The sequence below is a fragment of the Paenibacillus vortex V453 genome (genome assembly GCF_000193415.1).
Lineage (GTDB): Bacteria > Bacillota > Bacilli > Paenibacillales > Paenibacillaceae > Paenibacillus_AQ > Paenibacillus_AQ glucanolyticus.
In genome coordinates this window covers 167,622-194,105 of the sequence record NZ_ADHJ01000020.1, presented here as the reverse complement: position 1 = coordinate 194,105, position 26,484 = coordinate 167,622, and the positions used below count along the sequence as shown (strand labels likewise).

The window sequence follows — 26,484 nt, the reverse complement described above, 5'->3', positions numbered from 1 at the left end:
TCAAATGAAAGCAAACCTAAAATGGGCTGGTCCTTAGTCATTACTGACTTTGGATCAGTCCATTTATTATGCCAGCACCCTCAGCACATCTTCAATCTTCTTCCCATGCGAGATCACCCCATAATTCATCCAGGTCAGAAAATCGACCTCGTACACGCAGCCGCCCTGTACAGCAGGTAGTGATTGCCATTCTGACCAGTCCAGCATACTCCGTTCCTCCCCTTCCCAGGAAGAATGACGCTTATCAAACGTAATGAACAGATGATCGGCATCCAGCAACTTCAACCATTCCTTGGTAAGGCTGGCTATCCTGGCCCCCCAGGACAACTGCAGAACGAGTGGATGCGGGGTCAGACCAAGGTCCTTGTACAGTATAGGTCCCGTATATCCGTGATCAGGACCCGCATAGAGACTGATTCCGAGGGCTGATATTCGAAGACAAGCAACGGTCTGTGTACGGACCGATTGCCTAAGAAGCCTCTTGGCTTCGCTGGCCTTATGCTCATACTGTGAAATGATATCCAACACGCGGTCCTTCCTGCCCAACAGTTCCGCCGATTTACGCAGGGTCAGACGCCAATCCTCACCCGGGTGCGGGAACTGATACGTTGGAGCCAACCGTCCCAAACCATCGTCCGACATCCAGCGTTCAAACCCGATATTTATGATAATGCAGTCAGGCTTATGACAAGACAGTACAGCAATATCCTCGTTCTCAATATCAATAACCGGGACGTGCAGCAAACCGAGGTAATCCTGCTTACCCCATCTGGAGTGTGAGCACTGCACGACCGGGGTTATTCCGAGGGCCACCAGAAAATCTTCAAGGAAAGGTGCAAACACTCGCATATTCTCCTGTCGGTAGTGGTTACGGCGATATTGTCCAGGAGAAACACCAACGGTTTGTTTGAAACGACGGTTAAAATAATATTCGCTGTTAAAACCGACAAACTGTGCAATGTCCAGCAGTCGGTCATCGCTTGCCAGCAGCATATGTTTTGCCCGATCTATTCGAATCCCGTTCAGATAATCGAGGGGATACTGGGTCGTAATCTCTTTGAATATACGTGTATAATGCCAGCGTGCAACATTCGCTAATTCAGCCAGTTGTTCCACGGTCCATGGGTTTGCATAATGCTCTTTCAGATGTTCAATCGATAACTCTACAGCATGACGCATATTCAACGTGTAAGAATCGTTCTGATTCTGACGATATAGGAATAGCATGAACGCTTGAAAACAGACGGCTAATTCGAAGGATTCAAGTTCGTTACATGTATGCCGGTGCCGATAAAGGCTTTCCAGATAGTCGATGCATTGGGAGAACGGGCGGCACAACAGTTCCCCCTGCCGCAGAGAAGATTGAGAGCTCCGTACAGGCGCAGTTTGTCCAGGGTCATCTACCCTCACTCCGCCAGAGTTCATAAGTTAAATGATAGAAACACATGCCTTCTGTTTCAGAACGGAGACGTGCTGTCGAACCGGGAGCTATCAGATAACTCTGCCCTCCACGCATAGTGAGCTCTGTTTTATCCAAGACCCATTTCCCGCTTCCGGCCGTCACGATCAGCAGCGTAAACTCGTTGCCCTGCACGAAATCTTCCCGCCAATCGATGTACTCTGAACGAAGCTGAATATCCTTCAACACATAGAACCAAGTGGAGCGGTTTATCCTGCCGTTCTCATTCTTCATCTCATCTTCCCCTGACCAAGAAACTTTTTTCGAATATAGTGCAAAGAAACAGAAAGCTCATCCAGCGCAGCCGGCAGCTTTCTGTTTATATTCTAGTTTACGGACGATCTGCTTATTGGACAAACCATTTCAAGAGATCATCAACCTTCATCATATTAGCGGTAATTGCGCCGGATTGCCAGTGCGTCCGATTGCCTTTATAGACATGTCCATTTTTGACTGCCGGTACCGACTTCCATAGCGGGCTATCAAATACTTGCATCGCTTCTTGGTTCTCCTCCGAGTCCCATCCGCCGTTCGATGGGAATACGATGATATGATCTGCATCCAGCTCAGGAATTTTCTCTTGCGACAAAATGGCCTGATAATCGGTCATGTTTCTCACAAACGGATGAGGGATCAATCCCATCTCTTTATAGATGTTGCCGGTAAAACGGTTTTCGATACCAAACAGAGCAAGCGTCTTATCCCCGATATTCAGCCTGAGGACGGCAACGGTCTCTTCGCCAACGGCCTGTTTCAGCTTCGCTTTGGCGTCAGCGATCTTCTCATTGTACTCGTTAAGCGCACGTTCAGCTTCTTCAGGAATACCGAGCACATCCCCTATCGTTTTCAGGATTTCCGTTGGTTTCTGCAGAATGGACTCCGGCAGCCGATAGGTGGGGGCTATTTTGGAATACAGTTCATATTTTGCTGCATCCACCGCACCGTCAACGATGATCAAATCCGGGCTTGCCTCCAGCAGCCCTTCCATGCTCCCTGTTATATCAAAGGTTGGCACATCCAGATCCAAGTAATCCTGTTTCCCCCAGCTCGGATGATACCACTGAACAACTGGCGTAACGCCGAGAGCCAAGAGATAGTCCTCCACATAAATACCCGCTACCCGTTTCGGATTTACCGGAATTTCGACGTCGCCGAATTCATCCTTCATCACTTTGGTATCAGCCTCTGTCTGATCCATCTTATTTTGAGCCGCCTGCTTGTCCGCCGTGTCCTGCTGATTGCCGCATCCAGCCAGAACCATCATCAGTACAAGTAAAGCTATTATCCATCTGGCGCTCTTGTGATGTGTCCTTATCCCTAACATAAAAACCATTTCTCCCCTTGCCTGTTGTTAAAAGGTACGAAACGAGATCCTATTGCATTTATTGATTATGATAATCATTCTCATTTCGTTCAGATACATTGTATCCCACTCAATATCACCAAACAATGCACTTTCTCAAAATAATTCTTATACAAACTCAAAAGAAAGGCCTCCTGCTAGGAGCCCCTCTTCTCTTATCCTATGAATATTAATATAATGAATAGTATTCAGACTGTTAATTTCTACCTGGGAGGGAAAGCATGTTTCCACGATTAGAGACAGAACGATTGTTACTGCGAGAAATTCACCAACAGGATGCTGGGGCTCTTTATGATTGCTTCTCGAATGACGATGTTGTCCGCTACTACGGACAAGACAAGCTGACTTCCCTCGACCAAGCGCTCCAGCTGGTTGATTTTTTCGCCAAAAACCATGCCGAGAAACGCGGCCTTCGATGGGGAATCGAGCTCCAAGGGACGAGCGGTTTGATCGGAACGATCGGATTTAATCTATGGTCTCCAAGGCACAAGAGGGCCGAAATCGGCTATGAACTTCATCCTGAGTTCTGGGGTCAGGGTTATGCAAGCGAAGCTGCTTCGGCCATCATTGCCTATGGGTTTCACACGCTGGATCTGTCTCGTATCGGCGCCGTTGTTTTTATCGAGAACCAGGCATCCCGGACGCTCCTAACCAAGCTCGGTTTTGAAGCGGAGGGAATTCTTCGCCGATATATTTATCAAGACGGTGTTCCGCATGACACCCAGATGTACTCCCTATTAAGAGAGTAACCGGACGGGCATGATAGGGCTCCCCTATTGCCATTACGTGTTATTCATCAAGCGATTACCGAAGCATCCAGGAAAGGTTTATTTACAAAATAATACATAAAGCCCATAAGCAGCACGCCTCCAACTAAATTGCCGAGCGTCACCGGAATCAAATTGTGCAGCACACCATCAAATGAAATCGTGCCCGGATGGTTCAGAACCAACGCAATGGCAAACGTACACATATTCGCAATGCTGTGCTCATAGCCGGAGATGAAGAAGCAGAATACAAACAGCATCATCGCGAACATTTTGGCGCCATCGCCCTTCAGTGACATGGGGATAAAAAATGCAAGGCATACGAGCCAGTTGCACAAAATCGCCCGGAAGAACAGCTGCACCATCGGGGTTGTCATTTTTTGCTCAACCACATGCAGCAGGAACCCGTTCACGGACGAATCCATAAAGAGTCCCGTCAAGAAAATCAACAACGCAAACGCGCATGCGCCCAAAATGTTCCCGATGTAACTGAAGATCCACAGTTTGACAACCTCAATCCACTTGAGCTTCTTGCGCAGAGCGGCGTACGTGTAGTAGAAGGTATTCCCGGTAAACAAATCTCCTCCCCCATACGCAATCAGAATGATGGCGGCGCCAAACGTAAGGGCAGCCATCGGGTACGTCAAGGGGGAATGCTCCAGATAAAAAAAGTTACCTGTCTTAAACGCGACAATGACGCCAAAGCCAATGAACATGCTGGCAAGCATGGACCGTGCTAAATATCGAAGCTGGCTTTGCTTAAATATTTTGTGTTTTTTCAGAGCAAGCTGCTCCACTTTGAATAGCGATTTGGTTTCCATAACTCCTCCTGAAGAAAGACGGTTCTATATAGATTACACGATTTTACATATAATTCATATCATCTTGAGCATTATCATATGGGAAATGCCCCGCTTATAATGAATCTTCGATCGGCCTCATCATCTCTTTCCGCAGCCGGTGTACCCGTTAGACGTGTGGTAATCACAGCCTTCTGCAAACCAGCTTCGCTTTTGAGTATCAATTCTGAGATTTCATCTTCATATAATCGTAACCTAATATTTCTTCGCTTCCACTATCATGGGAGGATAAGTCCGGAATTCTTGTTTGATAAACGGAGCATGTGGTAAATACATGTTACAAAGGAGAGGATACAACATGGACATGAAACAGCCAGCTAAAAAAGCAATCGTCACCTTTACCATGGCAGGGGTTGTCGGCCTGAGTGCTTTGGGAGTGAATTATACCGTTTTCCCTATTCACCAAGCAGAAGCGGCCACAACGGCAAGCACCGGCAATTACGCTTCCGAACAGGCTCTTCAGAGACTCAACAGTTTCTATAAACCCGCACTAAAGGGCCAGTTTCCTGGTTCAGTCAGCGGTTTAACAATCGGTAAAAGCACAAAGCAGGATGTTTACAAGACGATTGGCGAGCCTTCTTTACCAGGTAAGGATGCAGACGCCTTTGACTTGTACGGTGCCAACATGGGGAACCCGGGCTATGCCTTCTCCTATAAACTGAACAAAATCCGTGAGATGCGTTATTTTGGAACCAATGTGGAACGACAGACTAATATCGGCGGCATTACGATGAAGATGTTAAAGCAAAACTGGTTTGCTCCGGATGCCACATCCACTTTCAAAAACGGCAAGACCACTCAAACCAAACTCACCTACAATCGGGGTGATTACAAATTAGAGTTTATTTTCAACAGCAATACGGAACTTGACCATATGAATCTGCTGAAAAAATAATGCAAAAAACCATGATTTCTTAGAAATCATGGTCAGAGCGTCGAGCCCGGTCTCTAAGAGAGTCCGGGTTTTTTCTTGGTTGCGTTGCGTTTCATCGATTAGCCTTCCTTCTGCTTACATCAAATATTGATTCAACATGTCGTCCATCCACTCATGACTGTGTTCCAGACGTTTGCATCCTGCAGCCAGCGAACCCACCTGCTCCCTTAACACGTTGACATCATCCGTTCCTTCTATATAACGACTCATAAAGTGCAAAAACACATCGACCATGCGCAAGCGCATGAGAAACGGAATCGCCGTAATTTCTTCCGAACTTAACCGTACACGGCACGCAAACCCTTCACAGAACCTCTTAATGAGTTCTCGCTCAAACTCAGAACCCAGAAAACCTGAAATCACAACCGCAGGCTCCATTGCTCTCACGTCCCGCGTGCAAAACTCAAAATCAAGCAATGCGACAACTTTGCTTGATTCCTCTGCGTCTACCAGCAGGTTAGAACAATTCAGATCGCCATGAACCAGCTGCTGCGGAAGCTTTTTCAGGGAGTCCAGCCTGCCGCATATATCAACATAGGCCTCTTCTAATATAACAAGCGCGTCGCGGAGATCGCTTAACGGCTGTGGCGGGCGCTGGCAAAAACCAAGAACAAAGGCCTCACTGCATAAAGGATACGATTGAAGCAGCTCGTAATACGGCGGATACACCGGGTCCATACCAACTGAACAAACCGCAAGTGCGTTTACAAGCTCCCCCGTCTTCTCCCCGAAAGATAACACGGATTGAATCGAGTCTGCTTCCGGGCGCACTCCTTCAATGTAAGCAAATAGGCATGCGTATCGGTCGCTGCCATCCGATAATTGCACCACATGATCGCCCGATGTGGAGATGATTGGCACAGGAATCTTAAAACTTAGCGGCATCTGCTGCAGCGAGTTCAGTACAGCAAGTTCAAACTGGATCTTGCCCTTATCCCGATGTGTATTGTACATACGCATGACAGAACGGCGGTTCTCACGAACACGATGGATAAAACAGGTGGTATTGTTCCAGCCCGTAGGACCATCCACCGTGCTGCCGTTCCAGTCAGGCCAGTACGCTTCCATCAATCGTTGAATCATGCTTATTACCTCTCCAACTCTTTGTAATCGATTCTTATGGCAGAAATCGGGGCTGGTTCACTTCCGAACCGTATTATACAACTTCAGTGCCGTCCTAAAAATAGGTTGTGTTGAAATAGGAGCCGGTTCCATGATTTCATTATCATGGGCGAGTCGGCTTTGTGGAGGACCGTTTTTTTAAGCGCCGTTTAGTTACTCAGATTCCATGCTCAACATAATGATGAGCTCTCTTCCGTTTTAGCTACCACTACCTTTACACCGGTCTCCTGAATGCGTTTCACCACTTCCTGGTCTGCCTTCTCATCGGTAATCAACACATCCAGATCTTCGACAGCACCAGCTTTAGCAAAACCATCCTGACCGATAACATGATGTGTCGCCATTCCAATTCTGCGGCGGGAGACGGCAGAAGCCGCACGTCCAAAAGCGGCTACTTCAGGTGTCGCAACGAAGATTCCCTCATCGGAAATGCCGCCGCCGGTCATAAAACCGATATCAAATTTGAATTGGCGAATAGACTCGCTCGCAAGCACATCCGTCATATTGCCGGATGGTTTAACCCGTCCCCCAATTAGATACGTATCTATCCATTCGCGTTCGCGTAAAGCTTCGGCAACCTTCATGGAGTTCGTCACAATCGTCAGCGGCATCTGCTCGGGAAGATGCTTCAGCAGCAAGTAGGTCAGTGAACTGCTGCCGATAAACAACGTATCTTTCTCGCGTATATAGGAGACGGCAAGTTTGGCAATGGCGTTCCCTTCCTGCGTGCCTTCGCCATACCGTAGTTCCGGGGGTTGGGGCGGCTGCCTGACTTTCATGGAAGGAATCGCTCCTCCGTGTGTTTTCTGAAGTAAGCCCTGCTCCTCCATAATCGTCAGGTCCCGGCGAATCGAATCAATTGAAATTTCAAATCGTTCGGCCAATTCCTTGGCAATCACCCGTTTCTCTAGATGCAGCAAAGCAAGAATTTTCTGACGACGTTCCTCGGCAAACATTCCTGATTGATCTTGCATCATGCATTAACCCTCCATATTGTTCATTATTTTTCCATCTTCACCTCGATTATATTCATTTTTATTCTGTTTTGCAATCCGTTTTTATCAGTTTTATGCGTTTATATTCGTTTTTCATGAAATGAATTGCCTGGGAAAGTGGATAAATGCGGTAGCGTAGAAGCAGGATTACGGCTGCAAGTCCTTAACAGGGTCTTGCAGAGCTGAGTGCGGCGCGTTCTGCGGCTGCATTCCTGAGGAAAAATACGGCAGGACACTTTTTCATAATGAAATTGTGGAAAACATGCCTGGATAACTGCCTTCCACATTATCCTCTCACAACGCGGAAACCGCAGTTCCCCGTTGAGCTGTCGGGCGTATTACCGCTTCTCGCAGCTACTCTATATCGGTTGCAATAGGATTTATGACACAGATACGAACCGCCTCGCATCGATCTGCTGCCGCTTGGCTTCGCATAGAATGGGTTGGCTGCAGAGGTCTGTTGATGATAGGCAGGACTGAACCAATCCGCACACCATTCCCACACGTTGCCGGACATGTTATACAGTCCGTAACCATTGGGTTTGTAGGCATCTACCGCCGCTGTACCGATGTATCCGTCGCTGGCGTTATTTTTGTACCGGGAATTTGCCCTGCCATATGTTGCATTGATGTTCGCCGTCCTGCTTCAACAGATCGCCCCATGGATAAGTCCTGCCCTCCAAACCGCCACGTGCCGCATACTCCCATTCGGCTTCTGTCGGAAGCCGCACGCCCGCCCATTGGCAATAAACATCCGCGTCATTCCAGGAAACGTGCACAACCGGATGATCCATCCGACCTTCAATACTCGAATCTTTACCCTCCGGCGCTGCCCAGTAGGCTCCTTCAACGACCAGCCACCATGGCACTCCCTGCGGGACCTGGACGACGCTTGCCTTTGTTTCTTCCGATGCCAGCAGCTCAAACACATAGGACCATCCATATTTCTCCGCATCCGTCACATAACCCGTTGTTTCTACAAAACGTTGAAATTCCGCATTCGTAACGGTAAATGGCGATATCTCAAAACCAGATACACTTACTCCCCGAGCAGGACCTTCTCCGTCTCGTGGGAACCCTTCCTTCGTATCGGTCCCCATCATAAACTTCCCCTCTGGGATGTGAACCATGTTGGCATGGGGTGCAGCATATGGATCATGCATCTTGGCTCTGCTCGGAGTTCCATCACAATCATTGGCTACGCTCAGATTTCCATCCTGCTCCTTAACTACGCTCCCAGCACGAATCCTTGGCCACGTTCGATTTTCCATCCCGCCTCCATGGCTGCACCCAGGTTACCATCAAGTCGATCCTTCCCATTGCTTTCCACAAGCTGTACCTTTTCCCTGGAACCTGCACAGCAAGCATGATGTTCTTGCATACCTCTGCCTCCTCTTCATGCAAACAACGGGACCTCCACTCTGTCGTGGCTGCCCCGCTGTTCTAACCTTTCTCTAATCCCCTAAGACCAACTCCTCGCGGACTGGCGGCGTATACAGCTCCGGCACCGCTTCTCCGCGGCCCGTGTTTCTCAAACGCTCGATGTATCGAGGGAGATGACCTTTGGTATGGTAAGGGCCACCCTCCTTCATCACCGTCCACAGCGGGTCCACGTCAAAAGGCATCGTTGCCATCATAAGATCATGCCATTCATTGAGCAGGTATACAGCCTCCCTGCAAAGGTCCGGCCTTTCAGACGCCAGATTGTGCTGTTCATGCACATCCTCGTGGATATGGAACAGCATCTCTTTGTCAAACAGATGATAGCCGTCATGATACGTTCGGATGTACAGCCAATCCCCGAATCGCACACTGCGCTGACAGACATGGGCACACTGAGATACCACCAGATAGTCACGGCCGCTCCCTTTCCCGCTTCGCAAACTCTCTGCATAACTGATGCCATCCCAGCTTTGCACGGGTGAAACGTTCATATATTCCGCCATCGTAGGCAGCAGATCCAGATGATAGTGCAGCTCGTTATCCGTTACCCCCTTCATCATGCCAGGCCCCCGGATAATCATCGGAATGCGGCAGGTTCCCTGATCTGCTGTCCCATGCTCGCCATAAATTCCAAGCTCACCCATATTCTCGCCATGATCCGCGGTAATGATGATGATCAGATCATCCCACACGCCTTTGTGGATTAACAATTCAAAAATAGCGCCGATATGCTCGTCCATATGCCGAATGCCGCAATCATAACCATCCACCATCGTACGTAAATCCTCCATCGACCTGATCTCACCAGGATGGCGCGGATAATCGGGGGATACCTCGCTATTGTACATGTTAATTTCGTTCACACCGTGCGGGCCCACCTTCTTCTGATGCTCCTGCAGCACATCTGCGGTAATCCAGTCAGGGAGAGGTTCGTGCTCGAAGGGATTTCCCAGCGACTCGGGTGCCCGATACGGTGTATGCGGATCCCAAAAATTCACGTACAGCATCCAGTTCTCCTCATCCGCATTCCGTTCCAGCCAATCCAGCACAACGGGGGAAACTTCTTCCGCCGATTCCAAACCGCCCTTGCCGGTGTTATACATTTCATTAAAGCCCGCATAGAAGGTCCAGGCCGAATGCCGTTCCCCGAACGGACTGATCAACGCCGTCTTCATGCCCGCACGTCGGAAAATAGCCGGGAAACTCTCGGATGCCAGCTTGTCGCGGAAATCCCGGGTAATGCCTTCATGCCTTACGTCAGCAGCCGTTCCTCCATGACCGACCACACCGTTATGAATACCGAACCTCCCTGTCATTAATGCCGTTCTTGAAGGGAAACAAGGCGCATCCGAGGTATAATAATTGTCGAAGCGAACACCTTCTGCCGCTATCCGGTCAATGTTCGGCGATGTATTCCGATGATACCCGTAGCAGCCCAGATGGTCCGGTCTGGTAGAATCCAAATCCAGCAATAATACTCTCATATCCGCATCGTTTCCTTCCTCATCTAAATTCGCATATACTCTCTTCAGATCATGTCAGCGTTTACAAATATTCTTGCAGTTGACTGAAATTATAGGCCACGATTCCATGCAGCGTCGATGTACATTTCATTCATTACTTGTACATTTCTATTTCTTTTTTCAACAATCGTCCGATTAAAGCAATGATTTCACTACTCTTGGGGAGCCTGGCTATGCTAGGCTATAGGTATAAAATCACTGTGAGGTGCTGACCATTGATCAAGTTGATGAGTGTGAATTTTGATGACTGCATTCCGAACTGGCGGACACAGCTTGAGACGATTGAATATAACGTTCTTGTAGTTGTGAGAGAAGGCAAAGTAAGGTACGAACTGAATGGGGAAGAGATGATTGCAGAGAAAGACGACGTACTCTTTATCCCGCAATCGACAAGACGCAGCGGAACGAACTGGAACGGCATACCTCATCAGAAACATACCATCCTCTTTACAATGGATCGTCATGAACCTACGGGCATCCCATTCCTGGATGAAGGGAAATGCCTAAAATTCAACCTGTCCCATATTCAATATGCGTATCATCGCTGCGAGCGTTTGTACGAAGAAATGCGGGGAGATAAAAGCTACCGTACCATGATCTGCCTGGGCATTATGCAGGAGCTGATCGGCATGCTGGCCCGTGAACTCGAGAAGACGGAGCTGGCACCAAGCAAACGCAAATACGCGGATACCATCAAATCTTATCTGCTGGAGCATTATCGCGACCCTATCGAAATCGAGTCGTTGGCAAAGTTAATCCATCGCTCTCCCAACTATGCTACTGCCCTCTTCAAGGAGGTGCACGGTCATTCTCCCATTCGGTATATGCATCAGCTGCGCGTGCTGGAAGCCTGCAGCCTCCTGCTTCATTCGGACATGACAATCGCTCACATCGCGCAGTATCTGGGTTATTATGATACGTCCTACTTTTACCGCATTTTCAAAAAATACACCGGCCTTTCGCCCTCCGACTATGTACTGCAAGGTGAACGGCCCGATATTTCCAAGCTATTCACCTGATTCTAGAAATCCCTGGCTTTCATTCACTTAAGCGGCTTCTGTCCCGCGAACTGAATGACATGGGACAGACCTTGATGTCCCTGCCCTTCCTGGCGAACGACCTCTCCCATAAAAAAATGCACGATCCGCCAGTCTGCAAAGGGCTCGAGAATATCCGCTGGCGTGTATAAAAACTGTTGATCTTGCGGTCCCCCGCTTCGATAAGGAATTTGATGAACAGAATAAACCTCGGTGAGGAAGTAGCCTCCCGGCTTCACTGCTTCCCTCACACCGGCCAGAGTCTTCGTTCTCAGTTCCTTCGGAAAATGCCCGAACACACAAATGATTTCATCCCACAGATCCTTCGTCCATTGTGCTTCCTGCAGATCCACGAGCTCAGTGTGAATGCTCACGCCGTTTGCCGCGGCCAACCGTTTGGCTTTATCCAGGCCCGATTCCGCGTAATCCCATACGGTTACCTTCATGCCTTCACGAGCCAAATAAACCGCATTTCGCCCTTCTCCCTCGGCAATAGCGAGTGCATCACCTGAGAGTGCTAGTTTCTTATGCATGTCGGCAATGAATACATTCGCTTCTGTTCCAAATATGTAATCTTCCCCCTGAAACCGTTCATTCCATGGATTCATCGTTTCACACCTCTTTTTTGTAAGTTCACTTTATCCTCGAGCCTGAATCTGTACCAGCCCTGTACCAATCGAGTCTAATACCATATTACCATGGCTGAGGCAGGGTTGCAGCGAGCCCCCTCATGACCCCGTATTTCTTCTTGTAATGGCTTAAAGTCAAGAGCGGCCATATGTACCGATAGCTGTGATAGTGAGTATAGAAGCTGCCCGGAAGCCCGGCACCCATCGGATAGGAGGCCGTCCAGTCGTCTTCATGAAGCAATTCGATGAGTCTGTTTATCCCTCTGTTAACGCCAGTGGACGGCTCTGACTGAACCGCTATGAGTGCATCGAGTGCCCACGCGGTTTGGGATGCCGTGCTTTGGCCTAGAGGCATGTATTGCATCACCTGGTCGCTGGTGCAGGATTCACCCCAGCCCCCGTCCGGATTTTGAATCTCAAGGAGCCATGCGGCTCCTCTTTGAATCACCGAATGGTCCGCCGGCAGACCGGCAGCCTCTAAACCTGTCAATGCTGCCCAGGTGCCGTAAATGTAACAGATCCCCCATCTTCCATACCATGAGCCGTTTTTTTCCTGATGAGTGATAAGCCATTCGGTTCCTCGTTTGATAAAATCATGCTTCATGCCGAATCCGAAAAAGTTTCCGAGATATTCAAGCGTGCGTCCGGTAAGGTCGGCCCCGGAGGGGTCAATGGCGGCGGATTTCGCACCGTCTATCGCCAGCCACGTCAGCATTTCCTTATCGGTGTTTTTTTCGAAGGCGGGCCATCCGCCATCTTTATTTTGCATCGATAACACCCAGTTCAGTCCCCGATTGGTTGAATGCTGATAAATGGGCGTGGTATGCGACAACGAGTGGATAGCTCTTAAAGCCGCAGTCGTGTCATCCACATCAGGATTCAAGGTATTGGTCTCGGAGAAGCCCCATCCGCCGGGAACCGTATCCCGGTTATGAATGCTCCAATCCGCCGTTTTATCCTGTTGTCTGGATAAGAGATAGGCTGCTGCCCGCTGTGTCGTCTGTTGATCCCCGTCGACGCCGGACTCCTGCAGCGCATACGAAATCAAAGCCGTGTCCCAAATCGTCGAGGGCGAATTCTGAATCGTGACCTTGCCGTCCACGCGGTACTGCAGCGCGGTCAGCCCTTGAACCGCATTCATGAGTATGGGATGCCGTTTATCATAGCCCAGTGCAAGCAGGGCAAATACCATAAGAATGGTGCTGCTCGCATAACTATAGAGGGTGCCGTCCGATTCGATCCGATCCAGCATGAACTTCTCGCCCTTGGTTGAGGCGGCTTCATGGATGAAACGAGGAGTTCCGAGAAGTCTGCTGAGGCCCATACGTATGCTTTCCCCAATCTCCCGATTTTCCTGGGGTAACGAATCATCGTCATCATCGCGGGAATCGTTCAGATCGGACAAATCGGGAGCCGTCTCCGTAGATATGGAGAAATTCCGATCCGCCATAATGAGCATGGGAATGAGATGAATGCGGGAGTACCCTGAGAATTCATATAGATTGATGGGCAGATAGGCAGGAAACAGAATGATCTCCAGCGGTATGAGCGATATGGACGCCGGCCACTTTCGCTGGCCCGTTGCAGCCAGGATCGCTTTTGTCAAAACGCTCTTGGATTTACCCAGCCCGCCTTGCGATTGAATGTATCGTCTGGTATGTTCCATGTGTTCGTCGGACCATTTGCTGAATCCGGAGTAGAGCAGCCCATAATAGGCATCAATAGTAGCCGATAAGCTGCCTCCTTCTTCGTCGTGATACCAGCGCCAACAGCCTTCCGGCTGCTGCTCTGCAAGGATGCGATCATGCAATTCTCTGATAAGCTCTTCATTCTGAATCTCCAATATTCGAAAGAGGATTATGACATAGGCATCCAGCGTAATCCCGTTCTCAAAGCAAAAATGCCAGGACCCGTCTTGATGCTGCCGCTGTATGAAAAAATCAATCAGCTTGCTTATTTCCTCTTCTACCGCGCTCTGTACATCATTCATGTTCTCGTACCTCCATCGTAGCCTCATGATGAACATTATATGAGTGCAGGAATAAGGAAATGATGTGCCGCTTAAGGAACGTCAGAAACGATCATGAATCTCCATAGAGACCAGGGTCTGCCTATCATAAAATGTCCAGCCAAATTTTGATGGCCGTCGCCAGGATTAACACGGCTAGAATGATCTGCAGTACCTTGGTATTCATCTTCTTGCCTGCCGAAGCGCCCAAAGGAGAAGCAATCAGGCTGGCAATCACCATGATGAGTGCAGGAACATAATCCACCTGTCCTGTTGTCAACTTGCCTATTGCCGAGCCGATCGAAGAGATGAATGTGATTGCGAGAGAAGTGGCGATGGTCATCCGGGTTGGAATTTTCAGCACAACCAGCATAATCGGTACGAGAAGGAAAGCTCCGGCTGCTCCGACGATCCCGGCTCCAATTCCGACGATAAGCGCGAGCACAGCGGCGAGCCACTTGTTGAACGTAACCTGATCAAGCGATATATCGTCCACTCCTTTGTTCGGAATGAACATCATCACGGCGGCAATGAGTGCCAGGATTCCATAGATGAGATTGATGCCGTCTTCACTCATCATGTTGGAGCCGAAACCGCCGAGGAAGCTGCCCAGCAATATGGCTGAGCCCATATAGATAATGAGCGTTTTGTTTAAATAACCGCCTTTGCGGTATGCCCACACCCCGCCGATGGTTGCAAAAAACACCTGTACAGCACTGATTCCGGACACTTCATGCGCCGTAAATGCCGCTAGCCCGAACAACGGCGGAATGTACAGCAGCATCGGATATTTGATAATCGAGCCGCCGATACCGACCATGCCTGAAATAAACGAGCCAATGAATCCAATGAAAAATATGGTCGTGATGAAGATTGCGCTCAGTTCCATCATGATGCCCCCTTATATCTTAGGAAAAGGGAACCTGTGCCGGTTCCCTTTCCCCATCAATCTGTGTTCATTCATCAAGTTTACTTGATCGAGTCATGAAGTAATCATCCCTCATCACTCTGAATATGGAGTCGTTCAAAAGAATGGCGATCCATCCAGATCAGCGTACCGCACAGCGGTTAGGCCCGATCTCCATCTCACGCTGCTTGTCGGTGTCCGGCAGCATTTTCCCCATGTTTGTTTGACGAATTTCTTGATAGCTGTTCGGCTGCGGAGGCAAATTCTTCGTTACCATTGTTCGAAATTCTGCTTCATCGGACATATTCAGGCCGTGGTTATCCCGGTACAAATCGCCCAGTTTCTTCGCAACCGTCCCATCCTCGTTCAGCTCGTCCATGATCATAAAGTGGGATGGCAGCACGGTCAGATCATCCGATAATTCGGCGTAACGGGCATAAAGGGTTTCTCGCAAATCGCCAACCCAGTCCTCTGCCAAGCCGGCCAAGTCCGGGCGACCAATGGAATCGATAAACAGAATATCGCCTGTCAGCAGGTACTGATCATCGATGACAAACGAAGTGGAACCGATGGTGTGACCCGGAGAATAGAGCGCTTCGATGCTGATGGTGGTGCTGCCCATTCTTACCTTTTCTCCATCCTGCAGCGGTTTGTACTCAAACACGACCTCAGCAGCGTCTTTCGGAGGAAGCCAGTATGCTGCACCCGTTTGCTCTGCCATCATTCGTCCCCCGGAAATATGGTCGGCATGCAGATGAGTATCCAGCACATGCCTGATTTCAGCATTGATGCTTCGAGCGAATTCAAGATAAACCTCGGTCATACGGGTCGGATCAAACAAAGCAGCCTCACCGTTCGATACCGCCATATAAGACAAACACCCTTTTCCTATCCGAACAAACTGATAGAGCTCACCGCCGTCTGCGAGGTTTCCAACCTTCAGCGGAACCAGATGTTCACTCCACGCTTTCATGCCGCCTTTCAGGTAAGCCACATTCCGGCCATGCTCGGCCAGCATCTCAGCCACCATTACCGAGGAGCCTTCCTTGGCGCATACCACGAGCACCTCTTGATCTGACGGAATCTGATCCAGAATATCCTCTACCCCGTCGATCAGATCAAAGTAGGGTATATTCAGATGCTTCAATTGTTCACCTTCAATCTTCCACTCTTCAAAATCCGAAGGATTGCGAACATCCAGAATGAACTGACTTTCTTTATGAATTGCCTTCATGGCAAGTTCTTGTGCTTGCATTTCTCGTACTGTCATGTTGAAATTCCTCCCGTAGATTTATAATGCCTCGCGCCATCAACCTGCATATCCTACGCCCTATCAAACCGTCAGTCTTGCATAGGCACCCAGCACCCTGTGATCCATCAGCTTATTCGTCCAAGCCCTTCGTTGCTCCGCTCCAGCCGCTCATTCCCGGCACTACGTTTAGTACACTTGTAAATCCGCTTGCGGCAAGCTTTTGTGCCGCCATATCACTGCGGGTTCCCGTGCGGCAGATAACGTAAATGAAGTCCTGCCGATTCAGTTCATTCAATCGCTGATCCAGCTCGCCAAGCGGAATGGACACTGCATTCGGAATATGCTTGAAGGCAAATTCCGCCGTTTCCCTCACATCGAGAATCACGACCGATGCGCCGGATTGCAGCTTCTCTTCCAATTGCGCATTAGTAGCCACATGCGGGTAGGATCGTTCCGCCGACTCCTCCCCTGAAGACTTGCGCAGGTAATGCTTCAGCACGTCACCCTCTTCAATCGTTCCAAGATAATGGTGTCCCGAGCTTTCCGCCCACGCTTTCAGGTCGGCCTTGGACCCTTTGTCAGTCGCCTCAACCTCCAGCACTTGGCCACCTTCAAGTTCCTTCATCACTTTTTTCGTACGAACGATGGGCATCGGGCAAGCCAGCCCCTTCGCGTCAAGCTTTACATTGGAATCAATTCCGGCCATATCGTTTCGAGCCTCCATTCTATTTTTTATACCACCCAGGGTATATTTCATTCCAAAAAAAAGGTGCGTCAAACACACCTGTTACGGTTATACCGAAAACCAGCCTACTCGGTCTTGCCTTCCCATGCGAGCATGCCGCCCGTCATATTGATGACTTGATAGCCCTGACCCTCCAAGTATTCCGTCGCCCTGCCACTGCGACCGCCGGATCGGCATACCACAATGTACTCCTTCGACTGATCCAAATCCTGCTTACGAAATTCAACCAAACCAAGTGGAATGTTGACTGCGCCTAGAATTTTTCCTTCTGCGACTTCTTCCGTCTCTCGCACATCGATAATATGCAGGATTGTTCCCTCTTCCAGCTTCTTCTCTACTTCTTTAGGAGAAATCTCTCTCATACCTGTATACACTCCCTCTTCATATTAATATTCAGGACCACGTACTCATACCGCCTTTGACATTCGTTACCTTCTCAAAACCCGATTTCTTCAACAATGTACCCGCCTTACTGCTTCTCATGCCGCTCTGACAGATCAATACCACTTCCTGATCCTTCAAAAGTGAGTCACTGTTTAACCGAAGCTGATCCAGCGGAATATTGCGAAAGCCTCGAATATGATTTGCCTTGAATTCACGCGGTGAACGGACGTCGATGAATTGTTTGTTCCGATCCGCCAGTTCATCCTTGAGCTGGGCAGCCGTAATCTGCCTGACTCCCTTCGTGGGAAGAATTCTCCATAGGATAAATAAAATAATAAGTGCAATGAACACGATATTTAACATATTCATCATGAATTCCCCCTTGATATTGAGGTACAATCGCCCATCGCTCATTAAATGAACAAGTTTACGTTGCCATCCTGGGCATCACCCAGATAACCGGCTACACCCGCATATTCAATATCCTCAAACAGCTCCTCTTTTTGCAAACCAAGAAGATCCATCGTCATCGTGCATGCAACCAGCTTCACGTCTTGCTCCTTAGCCAGTTCAATCAACTGCGGCAGCGGAACAGCATTGTGCTTCTTGATAACGTCTTTAATCATTTTCGGACCCATCCCCGCAAAATTCATTCTGGAGAGTCCCATGTTATCTGCCCCGCGCGGCATCATTTTTCCGAACATTTTCTCCATAAATCTCTTTTTCTTGGGCAGTAAAACCTCCTCATCCTTGCGAAGAGCGTTCAACCCCCAGAAGGTGTGAAATATCGTGACCTCATGATCGTAGGCGGCGGCACCATTCGCAATAATGTAAGCAGCCATCGCCTTGTCGTAATCACCGCTGAATAGAACAATCGTTGTCTTTTTGGCTTCTGTCACCTCGTGATCTCCCCTTGTAATTCATAATGTTAGATTCCACTGCATTTCCCCATACCCCTATGGGTATATACAAAACTACAAAAAAAATTATCCCTTCTTAATCCAAAATTTCAACACATCGCCGTCCTCTTGAAGTTCCAGCAATTCGTTGCCAGTCGACTTGGCCCATGCCGTCAAATCGCTCTTTGCGCCTGGATCCGTTGTATGAATCTCCAGCACCTGGCCTGCTTCCATTCCCTTCATCTCCTGCTTCGTTTTCACGATCGGCATGGGACATGCCAAACCTGTGGCATCCAATACTTTATCCACGTTCATCATGATTCCTCCTTACACGTAATGAAAAAGATCTATTTAAATACCCATAGGGGTATATTACACGGTTATGGACGGTGTGTCAACCCTGCGATCGGGTCCAACCTGCTGCTCCAACAAAAAACAACGGCGGTTATCTGCTTCGTACGAGCAGGTTCACCGCTTCAACCACAAGCTTTTCTGTATCTTGTCCGCTTTCTTCGGCTTTCTGTACACATTCCACAAGGTTTGAGCTGACTACGACGCCAATCGTACGATCAATCGCCGTCCGCGCTGCCGATAGCTGGGTAATCACATCCTTGCAGTCCTTGTCCTCCTCCATCATCTTCAGAATGCCCCGCAGCTGACCCTCAATGCGCTTCATCCGATTTTTCATCTGATCATTGTAATTCATCTCAAATCCTCCTGTCTGTATACGAATTTAATTACCCTATAATTCTTATCGTTTTACATGACATCAAATATATACCCATAAGGGTATAGTGTCAAGTGTAGGGATATCTCCATCTTCATGATGAAGTTTCATTTGGAATCCATTGAACTTATCCCCTTTTTGATTTTTGTCACACATTTCATGTCTGCTCTATGTTATGATACCCCGTAGGGTATATAAAAAACCATTCATAATATCCACCAATATAGGGAGGAATATACTATGGGCAACAAAATCATCATTGTCGGCGGTGTAGCCGGAGGAGCTTCGGCAGCTGCCAGGCTGCGGAGACTGGACGAGAGTTCGAGTATTATTTTAGTGGAACGGGGAGAATATATTTCGTTTGCCAACTGTGGGCTGCCATATTATATAGGAGAAACGATTCAGGAACGCAGTAAGCTGTTGGTTCAAACCGTACCTGGTCTCAGCAGCCGGTATCAATTGGATATACGGAATTTAAGCGAGGTTACGTCCATTCAGCGGCAAGAGAAGCAGGTTACCATTAAGAACCTTAGAACCGGGGATATCTATACCGAAAGTTACGATTATCTGATTCTCTCGCCTGGGGCGAAGCCCATCGTGCCGGATATCCCCGGCCTGTCGGAATCCCGCAACGTATTCACACTGCGCAATATCCCGGATACCGACCGGATCAAACAATATATAGAGAAAGAAAAGCCGAAGGAGGCCGTTGTCGTTGGGGGGGGATTTATAGGCCTTGAGATGGCTGAGAACCTGGCCGAACATGGTATTCAGGTAACACTCATTGAAATGGCTAACCAGGTCATGGCTCCTCTAGACTACGAGATGGCCTCCATCGTACATTCACATCTGATGGAACAAGGGGTCCGTTTAATTCTGGAAGATGGTGTTCGAGCCTTTCACGATGGAGGGAGCCGGATCGAGCTTTCCAGCGGCCTGCTTGTGTCCACCGATATGACACTCCTGTCTATTGGCGTTCGTCCCGAGAATGTGCTGGCTGTTGAAGCAGGTCTGCAAGTCAATGAACGCGGCGGCATTCGTGTGAATGCCCATATGCAAACGTCCGATCCCCATATCTATGCCATCGGTGATGCCATTGAGGTGAATGATTACATTCACCAAAGCCCTGCCATCATTCCTCTCGCAGGACCTGCCAACAAGCAGGGACGCCTTGTCGCAGACCGTATCTATGGGAAAAGCAGCAGTTAGTAAGGGCACCCTTGGCTCCTCGATTGCCAAAGTCTTTGAACTGACGGTAGCGGCTACGGGTTCCAATGAGAAACGAACTCAAGCAGATGAATATCCCTTATCAGGCCATCCACATTCATCCTTTGTCTCATGCCGGATATTACCCCGGGGCGTATCCAATCTCGTTGAAGCTGCTGTTCCATTCGGAAAGCGGACAAATCTACGGCGCACAGGCGGTTGGGACAGATGGGGTGGATAAACGAATCGATGTGATTGCTACAGCGATCAAGGGCACCCTCAACGTGTGGGATCTGACGGAGGTGGAGCTTGCGTACGCTCCCCCCTATTCTTCTGCCAAGGACCCCATCAATTACGCCGGATATGTTGCATCCAACATACTGGATGGGTTGGTTGAAACCGTACAATGGTTTGAAATGAACGACTTGGTCTCAAGCGGCGCCACCTTAATTGACTTGCGTGAACCCAGCGAGCGGGAAGCAGGTTATATTGAAGGCTCCATCAACATCCCGCTGAACGACCTGCGCAGCCGTTTGAAAGATCTGCCGCAGAACGAAACCTTGTATGTAACCTGCCAGGTAGGGCTGCGCGGCTATTTGGCAGCACGCATACTGACTGAGCATGGCTTCCGTGTAAAAAACCTGGACGGCGGCTGGAAAACGTACGCTTCGGTTTATAAGTCATCCTAACCGGGCCCGCCTTGGTCCGGCTATGAAAGAATATGTAAAAAGCCCCGGTTTTGGGGCTTTTTCCTTAACAAGCATATAGAATCACCTAAATTAACTTATGCGCATACCATTTCTTTCCACGGAATCGCCATAGGAAAATAGCTCCCCGCACACCCCATTCGCAGTTCATCGCGAGCCACACACCGAGAATGCCATAGCCTAGGACAATCCCCATAATATATCCGAGAATGACCCGGAACAACCACATGGTCAGCATCGACGTAATCGAAGTGAATTTGGAGTCGCCCGCTGCCCGAAGCGCCGATGGCAGTATAAAACTAACCGACCATAACGGCACCTGTACCAGCGTATTAATCAGCAGAACGACAAACAGATCGTTCACAATCTCCGGAGGCGGGTTGAACAATCCCACCAGCGGCCTGTACAGGGGCATGAGAATCAGTCCCATAAGGGCGAGCGAAAATGCGCCCAGCCATAAAAAGGATCTGATGAATTTGCGGGCATCCGCAATATTTCCACGACCGATGCACTGACCTACCACGGTTACGATCGTTAAGGACAATGCACTCGCTGGAATTTGGAATACCGCAGCAAGCGAAGAACCGATGGCGTTCGTTGCGATTGCGTAAGTACCCAGGCTAACGATAAATACTTGGGTTAACAATTTCCCCCCGTTAAAAAACATCTGCTCCGCAGCGAACGGGAGCCCGATAAACATAATCTTGCGCAGCATGGATATTGGAAAATGAAACAGGTCGCGCAGGCGGATATGGAGCGTTGCGTCTACTCTGAACAGGTAGTACAGTGCGCAGGCTGCACCGGCAAAGCGGGCGATGTTCACGGCCAGCGTCATCCCCATAACGCCCATATTCAGGAGCGTGATGAATACGATGTTAAGCAGAACGTAGAGCAGGTTCATGATTAACGACAACGCAAGCGACGCCCGGGTCTTGCCGATCCCCCGCAGTGCACCGCAAACCGCCTGCACCACTGCAATCCCGATGAAGGAGGTGCTGCTTCCGATCAGATAAATTCGCGCACTCTCAAGCACTTCAGGTGAGGCTGAGCCAAATAGCAGATTCAGAACAGGCTGGTGAAGCCCAATAATCAACAGAGCAATCCCTAACGCAATCATCGCAACCGAAGTTACCGTAGCCGCGGAAGCCCTTGATACCATCAGGGCATTGCCGCTTCCCTTATACTGCGCCACCACGACGGTTCCCCCGGTGGCCACCGCCACAAACACATTGATCAGGAATATATTCAGGGAATCCACCATGTTCACGGCGCTGACAGCCGCTACCCCCGATGAGCTGATCATGGCCGTATTGACCAAATTCAAGCCAATAATAAACGCCTGATCGATCAGAATCGGGAAGAACAGAGCCAAGATCTGTCGGTAATCCATCGACTCCCCGGATAAATTTCTTTGAAGCAAGCCGTTCATTTGGGTTCGTAATCGAACCAGCATCTGTCATCACATTCTTTTCGCTGTAATATAAAGAAAAAACTCTTCATACGAAGAGCTTCAGGCTAACGGTATATAGAAAATGCCGCCGCAACTGTTCCTCATGGGAGAGCTCACTCCCTCGCCAAGGGGACAGATACGGATGAATTCATTTGATCCCGGATAAACCCCGTCTTTGATTGGAGGATATCACCAGACCCGAGTCCTGTCAACGGATGTGCGCCACAGCAAAAGACCGTAAACCGCTGATATACGGAGCTTCCCAAGAGCCTGCGGGTTGAAATCCTATATAACGCAGCAGAAGAGGGTGCACCCTCCGTTAGTGCGTAGAGGAGGTGGTATCTTTGGTGCGGTATTTGCGGAAGCGAAGTTAATAACCGGAGAGAAATAATATGGCAGCAGGTTCATTCAAGAATTAGCTTGAATCTACATTAAGCAGATTCTTATTTCTTCAACAGTCGTTGTCATTCTCGGAAAAATATGAATTATATGAAAAACGAGCTGTGCGCCACTGAACTGAACCTTCAACTGTTAGAGTGTGTCTAACAATTGGGGAGCAGTTCACATTCGCGGCTTGTTTTTCAGGTAAATTTTCCTCAATGTACAGTTTTTTAGACATAATATTTGTAGTTGTTGCTGTACTCCACGTCTTCCCGTGGTCGTTGCCCCTTACCATCTCTATCAAAATACATATGATAGATTTAAGGAGGTCTGGTAGCATGACAACCCATCTTTCGTTTGATGCCATTTTCAGTCTCGGATACAACTGTCAAGTCGCTGTTCAGCTTAGAAGAAACAAGCTGCGCAAGATGACAGGGCCCTGGGATTGGTTCAACTTCGCCTCGACCAGTGAATTTTGCAAAGTCATTAGAAATCAATTCAGCGAATTCATGCTGCGGGATAATCTGGACATCTACGGCAAATCCGTGAATTGTTACTATGTACGGGACAAACACTCTTCCTGCTTGTCCTTTCATGATTTCAAGAACGATCCGGAGGAGCGCCCGCTGTTTGATTACCCTGCCTTTCGCGAACGCCTGGACAGAAGGATCGAACGGTTTAACAGCTGTTTGAATTCTACTCAAAACACACTCCTCGTGCGGATCATCCCGCATAAAAAAGATGCTGAAACGATTGATCAAGCTATTCGTGAAACATACTCAAACCCAAACGTAACCCTGTTATTTGTCATGCTTGTCAATGCTCCGCACATCGTGCAGCTCCCATCGTTCTCTGACCAGGTTCTCATTATTCAAATACCGAAAGGGGCCACTTGGGAGGGGGATTTTGATGCCTGGAAGGCTGTACTTGGAAGGTTTTCACTTAAGTAGGGGAATAAACGTTTGACAAATTCATATTTTTCCCGTATATTTACAAAAAAAAGAATTGGAATCTCTTACGAAGGAAGCACCCGTAAGTCTGGCGTCTAACCGCGCCTTTCTTATGGGTGCTTTTTTTTTGTCGCGGATCCTGCTATCTCTGCGTCATTTACTTGCTGCGCTGGAGATCATCTTTGAATTAAGGAGCGATGTTTATGTTTAGAAGAATGCTGTTTTCATGCCTTGTTATGATTCTGTTGTTTGCTGCTGCCCCCATTCATTTCGCAGATGCGTCAACGATTGAGTTCACCGATTCGGTAAACGCTCAATTTAAAGCCACAGCTGAACGTGCTCCGGGAACCATCGGTTCCAGACTCATCAAGCAGTACGATGATTTTAAATCAGAACGCAAGCAGACGATGGATTGGGACGATCGAATCTCCGCTCTTCGATATGCTAATGAAGCCAGAACTTCGGAAACACGCAAGCAAATCAATGATATCGACAAGGACCATATCCATAAACTGGAGGAACAGCTCCAGGCAGCCAAGACTAAATACCAACCATTGTTTAATGGATATACCGCCCTGAACAAGCAAATCGCCGCAGCCAGGAAACTTAAAGATAAATCGCTGTCCAAGCTGCTGCAATCACAAGCCGACGGAATGAAAATTCTGGTTGGCCTGGGACGTCAGGATATTCGAAACAAACAAGTTGCGCTTACCGCCGCCAAGAAAGAGAGAACGTCCAAAGCCGCTAAGATCCGCTCGATCCTATCCGAGATGGATCCGTACAAAAGCAAAATCAAAGGAGACAAGAGTGCTATATCCACTCCAAACAAACTGATGGAAACCGAGTAGGAAAAACTTCAAAGCAGCTGTGAAGGCCAAAGAATCTGCCAGAACCAGCGACACCCTGTCCCGTTTATTAACCCTCTCCGGTCAGATTCTGACGAAGAAGAAAAGCATCTACCAATATGAACAGAAAATCGAGACCATCATCACACGCGCTAATGCACAATTAAAATGAGCCCGAGATACAAAAAAACCTCTGCAGCAGGCAGAAGTTTCACTGGATTGTATGGGTGCCTTGATATAGTTAACGTGCTGTGGCCTGCAATGGGTAATGGACCCCGGCCAGTCTCGACTGATCGAGCAGCGGATAATCATATAACATCCCTTCATATACGATTTCGAACGCCGGATGCTGGAAAAAATCATGCGGCGTTACCGCTGAAGAAGGACGGTCCCACAAGTGGATTCTGCTCTGCTTCATCGCCTCGGCTACAAACTGCGAACAGAAGTAGGAGCGTTCCCGTGTGATATCGAGTCTCATCAGAACACCGATCATTCCGATGAGATTGTAGCCGTAAGCATCCTCTTCATCCTTGTAATGCTGAATCACGCTTCTTGCTGCCTCATATTGCTGACTAGCCACCTGGAGACGAAGGAGAGCACAGCGCGTGCCGGGGAAGTGTCGGAATGTTCCTTCATAGACATCCTCCTCCACAAATCCACCGCTCCAGGGATTGTTGGCACATTTCCGGCCAAAACTGAATACTTCATTCAGATTCTCATCCAATGCCAGCGAAGCATGGTTATATGGTGCGGCAGTAATTCGTTTAATCAATTTGGTAAACATCGTACCTGTATCAGTCAGCAGAACGTATATATTTTTGCTATCGGTCATTTGGCTTTCCCCCACATACATTTACATATTTCACTTGGATCCGGATTTCGTCAAATCCTTCGTTAACTTCATTGTAGTAGAGGCAAGCCATTTTCATAACCGACCATAGGTGTGATTAGGACCTGGACCTAAGTCGAGTTCTATCCCTGACCCGACAACGTAATATAGATAACTATACCCCATATAAGCGACGATAGGAAGATGGTGTCATGCCTTCATGCTCCATAAATCGCTTGTTAAAATAGCTGACACTCGGATAACCCGCTTCCACTGCAATTTGTCCGATCGTTTTTTCCTTGTGATCGAGCAGCCACTGCTTTGCCATCTGAAGGCGGCATCGTGTTACAAAATCCATCGGGGTCATCTCCATCACGTTGCGAAACAATTTGCAAAAATAGTAGGTCGTTACGCCAAGCCTGGCCGCCCACTCTTCCAGAATAAACGGCTGCGCAGCCTCCTGCTGCATGATCGGCAGGAGCTCCAGAATTCGGTTCGCCGAGCTGTTTGATTTATTGTCGTCCGATAACGCGGAAGCCTGCTCTACGAATACGGCGAGCAGGGAATAAGTCAACGTGGACAATTGTGCAGGTTTGAGCATACGATGGGTCTCTGCCTCGGTTAATAGAGCTTCATGTGCTTCCTCAAACGCAGACGGCTGACGAATGCTCCATAATTGATTCTTATGAAATCCACGCTCGATAAAATAATTCTGCAAACCGCTTCCATAAAAATGGAACCACCGCACATCCCAAGGGTCGTCCTCGCTGCTGTAATAACGCTGAGCCTGCATAGGAAAATACAGCACGGCTTCTCCGGGACCCAACGTATGAACCACATTATCGATTTCAATACATCCTTTGCCGGAAGCAACATAATGGATGTTAAAATTGTTTAAAGACCCGGCGGCCCGGATTACGGTATGATCCGGTTCATCCCGGTATATTCCAACCGATTCCGGCAGGCAGAAGAACGGCATAAACGGGAGGGTCAGCAGGTGGCTTTGTCGTTTCATCGCAACGCTCCTTGAATGACAATATTGTTATATCGCACTACAAAATA

General features: G+C 48.6%; 27 protein-coding genes and 2 pseudogenes. 7 read left to right on the top strand and 22 right to left on the bottom strand.

Translation table 11 applies throughout. The features are described 5' to 3' along the window. Nucleotides 1-66: 66 nt before the first annotated feature. The 3 genes from PVOR_RS12755 to PVOR_RS12750 all read right to left on the bottom strand — a co-directional run bounded on the left by PVOR_RS12755 (nucleotide 67) and on the right by PVOR_RS12750 (nucleotide 2,723). Nucleotides 67-1,179 carry a helix-turn-helix domain-containing protein gene (locus tag PVOR_RS12755; protein ID WP_234972851.1) on the bottom strand — a complete coding sequence of 371 codons (1,113 nt, stop codon included), beginning with the start codon at nucleotides 1,177-1,179 and terminating at the stop codon, nucleotides 67-69. Between the two features lie 217 nt (nucleotides 1,180-1,396). After that, a complete protein-coding gene (locus PVOR_RS29590; RefSeq protein ID WP_006209619.1) occupies nucleotides 1,397-1,693 on the bottom strand; it encodes an AraC family ligand binding domain-containing protein in 297 nt (98 codons plus the stop codon). A 112-nt stretch (nucleotides 1,694-1,805) separates the two neighbouring features. Beyond that, a complete protein-coding gene (locus PVOR_RS12750) occupies nucleotides 1,806-2,723 on the bottom strand; it encodes an ABC transporter substrate-binding protein (protein WP_234972848.1) in 918 nt (305 codons plus the stop codon). Nucleotides 2,724-3,043: 320 nt separating this feature from the next. Between PVOR_RS12750 and PVOR_RS12745 the strand changes: the two genes are divergently transcribed. Next, entirely contained in the window at nucleotides 3,044-3,571 is a 528-nt protein-coding gene (locus PVOR_RS12745) for a GNAT family N-acetyltransferase (protein ID WP_006209616.1), read from the top strand. A 47-nt stretch (nucleotides 3,572-3,618) separates the two neighbouring features. Here PVOR_RS12745 and PVOR_RS12740 read toward each other — a convergent pair whose 3' ends face one another. After that, on the bottom strand, nucleotides 3,619-4,410 hold the full coding sequence (locus PVOR_RS12740; protein WP_006209615.1) for a formate/nitrite transporter family protein: 792 nt from the start codon (nucleotides 4,408-4,410) through the stop codon (nucleotides 3,619-3,621). A gap of 337 nt (nucleotides 4,411-4,747) precedes the next feature. Here PVOR_RS12740 and PVOR_RS12735 point away from each other — a divergent pair, with 337 nt between their 5' ends. Then, nucleotides 4,748-5,344, top strand: coding sequence for a YjgB family protein (locus PVOR_RS12735; protein ID WP_006209614.1), 597 nt, complete (start codon nucleotides 4,748-4,750; stop codon nucleotides 5,342-5,344). A 114-nt stretch (nucleotides 5,345-5,458) separates the two neighbouring features. Here PVOR_RS12735 and PVOR_RS12730 read toward each other — a convergent pair whose 3' ends face one another. From PVOR_RS12730 to PVOR_RS12715, 5 genes and pseudogenes are all read right to left on the bottom strand, one after another. Then, the gene (locus PVOR_RS12730; RefSeq protein WP_006209612.1) at nucleotides 5,459-6,466 is read right to left on the bottom strand and encodes a phosphotransferase; all 1,008 of its coding nucleotides are present in this window, start codon (nucleotides 6,464-6,466) and stop codon (nucleotides 5,459-5,461) included. A gap of 209 nt (nucleotides 6,467-6,675) precedes the next feature. Beyond that, the gene (locus PVOR_RS12725) at nucleotides 6,676-7,461 is read right to left on the bottom strand and encodes a DeoR/GlpR family DNA-binding transcription regulator (RefSeq protein ID WP_040680549.1); all 786 of its coding nucleotides are present in this window, start codon (nucleotides 7,459-7,461) and stop codon (nucleotides 6,676-6,678) included. 325 nt (nucleotides 7,462-7,786) lie between these two features. After that, a pseudogene (locus PVOR_RS12720) lies at nucleotides 7,787-8,600 on the bottom strand (formylglycine-generating enzyme family protein). Between the two features lie 128 nt (nucleotides 8,601-8,728). Beyond that, nucleotides 8,729-8,881, bottom strand: coding sequence for a hypothetical protein (locus PVOR_RS30620; RefSeq protein WP_006209609.1), 153 nt, complete (start codon nucleotides 8,879-8,881; stop codon nucleotides 8,729-8,731). A 73-nt stretch (nucleotides 8,882-8,954) separates the two neighbouring features. Then, nucleotides 8,955-10,427 carry a sulfatase family protein gene (locus PVOR_RS12715; protein ID WP_006209608.1) on the bottom strand — a complete coding sequence of 491 codons (1,473 nt, stop codon included), beginning with the start codon at nucleotides 10,425-10,427 and terminating at the stop codon, nucleotides 8,955-8,957. Between the two features lie 266 nt (nucleotides 10,428-10,693). Between PVOR_RS12715 and PVOR_RS12710 the strand changes: the two genes are divergently transcribed. Continuing rightward, a complete protein-coding gene (locus tag PVOR_RS12710; RefSeq protein WP_234972847.1) occupies nucleotides 10,694-11,485 on the top strand; it encodes a helix-turn-helix domain-containing protein in 792 nt (263 codons plus the stop codon). Between the two features lie 23 nt (nucleotides 11,486-11,508). Here the strand turns inward: PVOR_RS12710 and PVOR_RS12705 are convergent, their stop codons facing one another. From PVOR_RS12705 to PVOR_RS12660, 10 genes are all read right to left on the bottom strand, one after another. Further along, entirely contained in the window at nucleotides 11,509-12,111 is a 603-nt protein-coding gene (locus PVOR_RS12705) for a class I SAM-dependent methyltransferase (protein ID WP_006209606.1), read from the bottom strand. 85 nt (nucleotides 12,112-12,196) lie between these two features. Next, nucleotides 12,197-14,122 (bottom strand): terpene cyclase/mutase family protein, encoded by a 1,926-nt coding sequence (locus PVOR_RS12700; protein ID WP_006209605.1) that lies wholly within the window; start codon nucleotides 14,120-14,122, stop codon nucleotides 12,197-12,199. A gap of 124 nt (nucleotides 14,123-14,246) precedes the next feature. Continuing rightward, nucleotides 14,247-15,029 (bottom strand): sulfite exporter TauE/SafE family protein, encoded by a 783-nt coding sequence (locus tag PVOR_RS12695; protein ID WP_006209604.1) that lies wholly within the window; start codon nucleotides 15,027-15,029, stop codon nucleotides 14,247-14,249. 160 nt (nucleotides 15,030-15,189) lie between these two features. Further along, nucleotides 15,190-16,317, bottom strand: coding sequence for an MBL fold metallo-hydrolase (locus tag PVOR_RS12690; RefSeq protein WP_006209603.1), 1,128 nt, complete (start codon nucleotides 16,315-16,317; stop codon nucleotides 15,190-15,192). Nucleotides 16,318-16,429: 112 nt separating this feature from the next. Continuing rightward, on the bottom strand, nucleotides 16,430-17,005 hold the full coding sequence (locus PVOR_RS12685; protein WP_006209602.1) for a sulfurtransferase TusA family protein: 576 nt from the start codon (nucleotides 17,003-17,005) through the stop codon (nucleotides 16,430-16,432). A gap of 104 nt (nucleotides 17,006-17,109) precedes the next feature. Continuing rightward, the gene (locus PVOR_RS12680; RefSeq protein ID WP_006209601.1) at nucleotides 17,110-17,406 is read right to left on the bottom strand and encodes a rhodanese-like domain-containing protein; all 297 of its coding nucleotides are present in this window, start codon (nucleotides 17,404-17,406) and stop codon (nucleotides 17,110-17,112) included. A 31-nt stretch (nucleotides 17,407-17,437) separates the two neighbouring features. Beyond that, on the bottom strand, nucleotides 17,438-17,797 hold the full coding sequence (locus PVOR_RS12675; RefSeq protein WP_006209600.1) for a rhodanese-like domain-containing protein: 360 nt from the start codon (nucleotides 17,795-17,797) through the stop codon (nucleotides 17,438-17,440). Between the two features lie 44 nt (nucleotides 17,798-17,841). Beyond that, the gene (locus PVOR_RS12670; RefSeq protein WP_006209599.1) at nucleotides 17,842-18,327 is read right to left on the bottom strand and encodes a DsrE/DsrF/DrsH-like family protein; all 486 of its coding nucleotides are present in this window, start codon (nucleotides 18,325-18,327) and stop codon (nucleotides 17,842-17,844) included. A gap of 87 nt (nucleotides 18,328-18,414) precedes the next feature. Further along, nucleotides 18,415-18,642 carry a sulfurtransferase TusA family protein gene (locus PVOR_RS12665; RefSeq protein ID WP_006209597.1) on the bottom strand — a complete coding sequence of 76 codons (228 nt, stop codon included), beginning with the start codon at nucleotides 18,640-18,642 and terminating at the stop codon, nucleotides 18,415-18,417. A gap of 130 nt (nucleotides 18,643-18,772) precedes the next feature. After that, the gene (locus tag PVOR_RS12660; RefSeq protein WP_006209596.1) at nucleotides 18,773-19,033 is read right to left on the bottom strand and encodes a metal-sensitive transcriptional regulator; all 261 of its coding nucleotides are present in this window, start codon (nucleotides 19,031-19,033) and stop codon (nucleotides 18,773-18,775) included. Between the two features lie 261 nt (nucleotides 19,034-19,294). On the opposite strand from PVOR_RS12660, the pseudogene PVOR_RS12655 reads away from it, so the two are divergent. Then, nucleotides 19,295-20,949, top strand: a pseudogene (locus PVOR_RS12655) (FAD-dependent oxidoreductase). Nucleotides 20,950-21,034: 85 nt separating this feature from the next. On the opposite strand, the gene PVOR_RS12650 reads toward PVOR_RS12655, so the two are convergent. After that, nucleotides 21,035-22,420 (bottom strand): MATE family efflux transporter, encoded by a 1,386-nt coding sequence (locus PVOR_RS12650; protein ID WP_006209595.1) that lies wholly within the window; start codon nucleotides 22,418-22,420, stop codon nucleotides 21,035-21,037. A 716-nt stretch (nucleotides 22,421-23,136) separates the two neighbouring features. Between PVOR_RS12650 and PVOR_RS12645 the strand changes: the two genes are divergently transcribed. The 3 genes from PVOR_RS12645 (at nucleotide 23,137) to PVOR_RS31680 (ending at nucleotide 24,765) form a co-directional block, all read left to right on the top strand. Continuing rightward, nucleotides 23,137-23,748 carry a DUF1796 family putative cysteine peptidase gene (locus PVOR_RS12645; protein WP_006209593.1) on the top strand — a complete coding sequence of 204 codons (612 nt, stop codon included), beginning with the start codon at nucleotides 23,137-23,139 and terminating at the stop codon, nucleotides 23,746-23,748. Between the two features lie 203 nt (nucleotides 23,749-23,951). Then, entirely contained in the window at nucleotides 23,952-24,596 is a 645-nt protein-coding gene (locus PVOR_RS12640; protein ID WP_006209592.1) for a hypothetical protein, read from the top strand. A gap of 19 nt (nucleotides 24,597-24,615) precedes the next feature. Beyond that, a complete protein-coding gene (locus PVOR_RS31680; RefSeq protein WP_006209591.1) occupies nucleotides 24,616-24,765 on the top strand; it encodes a hypothetical protein in 150 nt (49 codons plus the stop codon). 69 nt (nucleotides 24,766-24,834) lie between these two features. On the opposite strand, the gene PVOR_RS12635 is transcribed toward PVOR_RS31680, so the two are convergent. Both PVOR_RS12635 and PVOR_RS12630 read right to left on the bottom strand, forming a co-directional pair. Then, nucleotides 24,835-25,425, bottom strand: coding sequence for a hypothetical protein (locus PVOR_RS12635; RefSeq protein WP_006209590.1), 591 nt, complete (start codon nucleotides 25,423-25,425; stop codon nucleotides 24,835-24,837). A gap of 172 nt (nucleotides 25,426-25,597) precedes the next feature. Next, a complete protein-coding gene (locus PVOR_RS12630; RefSeq protein ID WP_006209589.1) occupies nucleotides 25,598-26,437 on the bottom strand; it encodes an AraC family transcriptional regulator in 840 nt (279 codons plus the stop codon). Nucleotides 26,438-26,484: the final 47 nt, after the last annotated feature.

What these genes read in the sequence shown, in the direction of transcription:
- PVOR_RS12630 (WP_006209589.1), bottom strand. Translation starts at nt 26,437, where the DNA reads ATGAAACGACAAAGCCACCTGCTGACCCTCCCGTTTATGCCGTTCTTC.
- PVOR_RS12660 (WP_006209596.1), bottom strand. Translation starts at nt 19,033, where the DNA reads ATGAATTACAATGATCAGATGAAAAATCGGATGAAGCGCATTGAGGGT.
- PVOR_RS12750 (WP_234972848.1), bottom strand. Translation starts at nt 2,723, where the DNA reads ATGATGGTTCTGGCTGGATGCGGCAATCAGCAGGACACGGCGGACAAG.
- PVOR_RS12755 (WP_234972851.1), bottom strand. Translation starts at nt 1,179, where the DNA reads ATGCGTCATGCTGTAGAGTTATCGATTGAACATCTGAAAGAGCATTAT.
- PVOR_RS12700 (WP_006209605.1), bottom strand. Translation starts at nt 14,122, where the DNA reads ATGAATGATGTACAGAGCGCGGTAGAAGAGGAAATAAGCAAGCTGATT.
- PVOR_RS12715 (WP_006209608.1), bottom strand. Translation starts at nt 10,427, where the DNA reads ATGAGAGTATTATTGCTGGATTTGGATTCTACCAGACCGGACCATCTG.
- PVOR_RS12665 (WP_006209597.1), bottom strand. Translation starts at nt 18,642, where the DNA reads ATGAACGTGGATAAAGTATTGGATGCCACAGGTTTGGCATGTCCCATG.
- PVOR_RS12745 (WP_006209616.1), top strand. Translation starts at nt 3,044, where the DNA reads ATGTTTCCACGATTAGAGACAGAACGATTGTTACTGCGAGAAATTCAC.
- PVOR_RS12735 (WP_006209614.1), top strand. Translation starts at nt 4,748, where the DNA reads ATGGACATGAAACAGCCAGCTAAAAAAGCAATCGTCACCTTTACCATG.
- PVOR_RS12710 (WP_234972847.1), top strand. Translation starts at nt 10,694, where the DNA reads ATGAGTGTGAATTTTGATGACTGCATTCCGAACTGGCGGACACAGCTT.
- PVOR_RS12685 (WP_006209602.1), bottom strand. Translation starts at nt 17,005, where the DNA reads ATGGCCGGAATTGATTCCAATGTAAAGCTTGACGCGAAGGGGCTGGCT.
- PVOR_RS12635 (WP_006209590.1), bottom strand. Translation starts at nt 25,425, where the DNA reads ATGACCGATAGCAAAAATATATACGTTCTGCTGACTGATACAGGTACG.
- PVOR_RS12725 (WP_040680549.1), bottom strand. Translation starts at nt 7,461, where the DNA reads ATGTTTGCCGAGGAACGTCGTCAGAAAATTCTTGCTTTGCTGCATCTA.
- PVOR_RS12690 (WP_006209603.1), bottom strand. Translation starts at nt 16,317, where the DNA reads ATGACAGTACGAGAAATGCAAGCACAAGAACTTGCCATGAAGGCAATT.
- PVOR_RS12645 (WP_006209593.1), top strand. Translation starts at nt 23,137, where the DNA reads ATGACAACCCATCTTTCGTTTGATGCCATTTTCAGTCTCGGATACAAC.
- PVOR_RS12740 (WP_006209615.1), bottom strand. Translation starts at nt 4,410, where the DNA reads ATGGAAACCAAATCGCTATTCAAAGTGGAGCAGCTTGCTCTGAAAAAA.
- PVOR_RS29590 (WP_006209619.1), bottom strand. Translation starts at nt 1,693, where the DNA reads ATGAAGAATGAGAACGGCAGGATAAACCGCTCCACTTGGTTCTATGTG.
- PVOR_RS12730 (WP_006209612.1), bottom strand. Translation starts at nt 6,466, where the DNA reads ATGATTCAACGATTGATGGAAGCGTACTGGCCTGACTGGAACGGCAGC.
- PVOR_RS12695 (WP_006209604.1), bottom strand. Translation starts at nt 15,029, where the DNA reads ATGGAACTGAGCGCAATCTTCATCACGACCATATTTTTCATTGGATTC.
- PVOR_RS30620 (WP_006209609.1), bottom strand. Translation starts at nt 8,881, where the DNA reads ATGCAAGAACATCATGCTTGCTGTGCAGGTTCCAGGGAAAAGGTACAG.
- PVOR_RS12650 (WP_006209595.1), bottom strand. Translation starts at nt 22,420, where the DNA reads ATGCTGGTTCGATTACGAACCCAAATGAACGGCTTGCTTCAAAGAAAT.
- PVOR_RS12705 (WP_006209606.1), bottom strand. Translation starts at nt 12,111, where the DNA reads ATGAATCCATGGAATGAACGGTTTCAGGGGGAAGATTACATATTTGGA.
- PVOR_RS12640 (WP_006209592.1), top strand. Translation starts at nt 23,952, where the DNA reads ATGTTTAGAAGAATGCTGTTTTCATGCCTTGTTATGATTCTGTTGTTT.
- PVOR_RS12675 (WP_006209600.1), bottom strand. Translation starts at nt 17,797, where the DNA reads ATGAATATGTTAAATATCGTGTTCATTGCACTTATTATTTTATTTATC.
- PVOR_RS12680 (WP_006209601.1), bottom strand. Translation starts at nt 17,406, where the DNA reads ATGAGAGAGATTTCTCCTAAAGAAGTAGAGAAGAAGCTGGAAGAGGGA.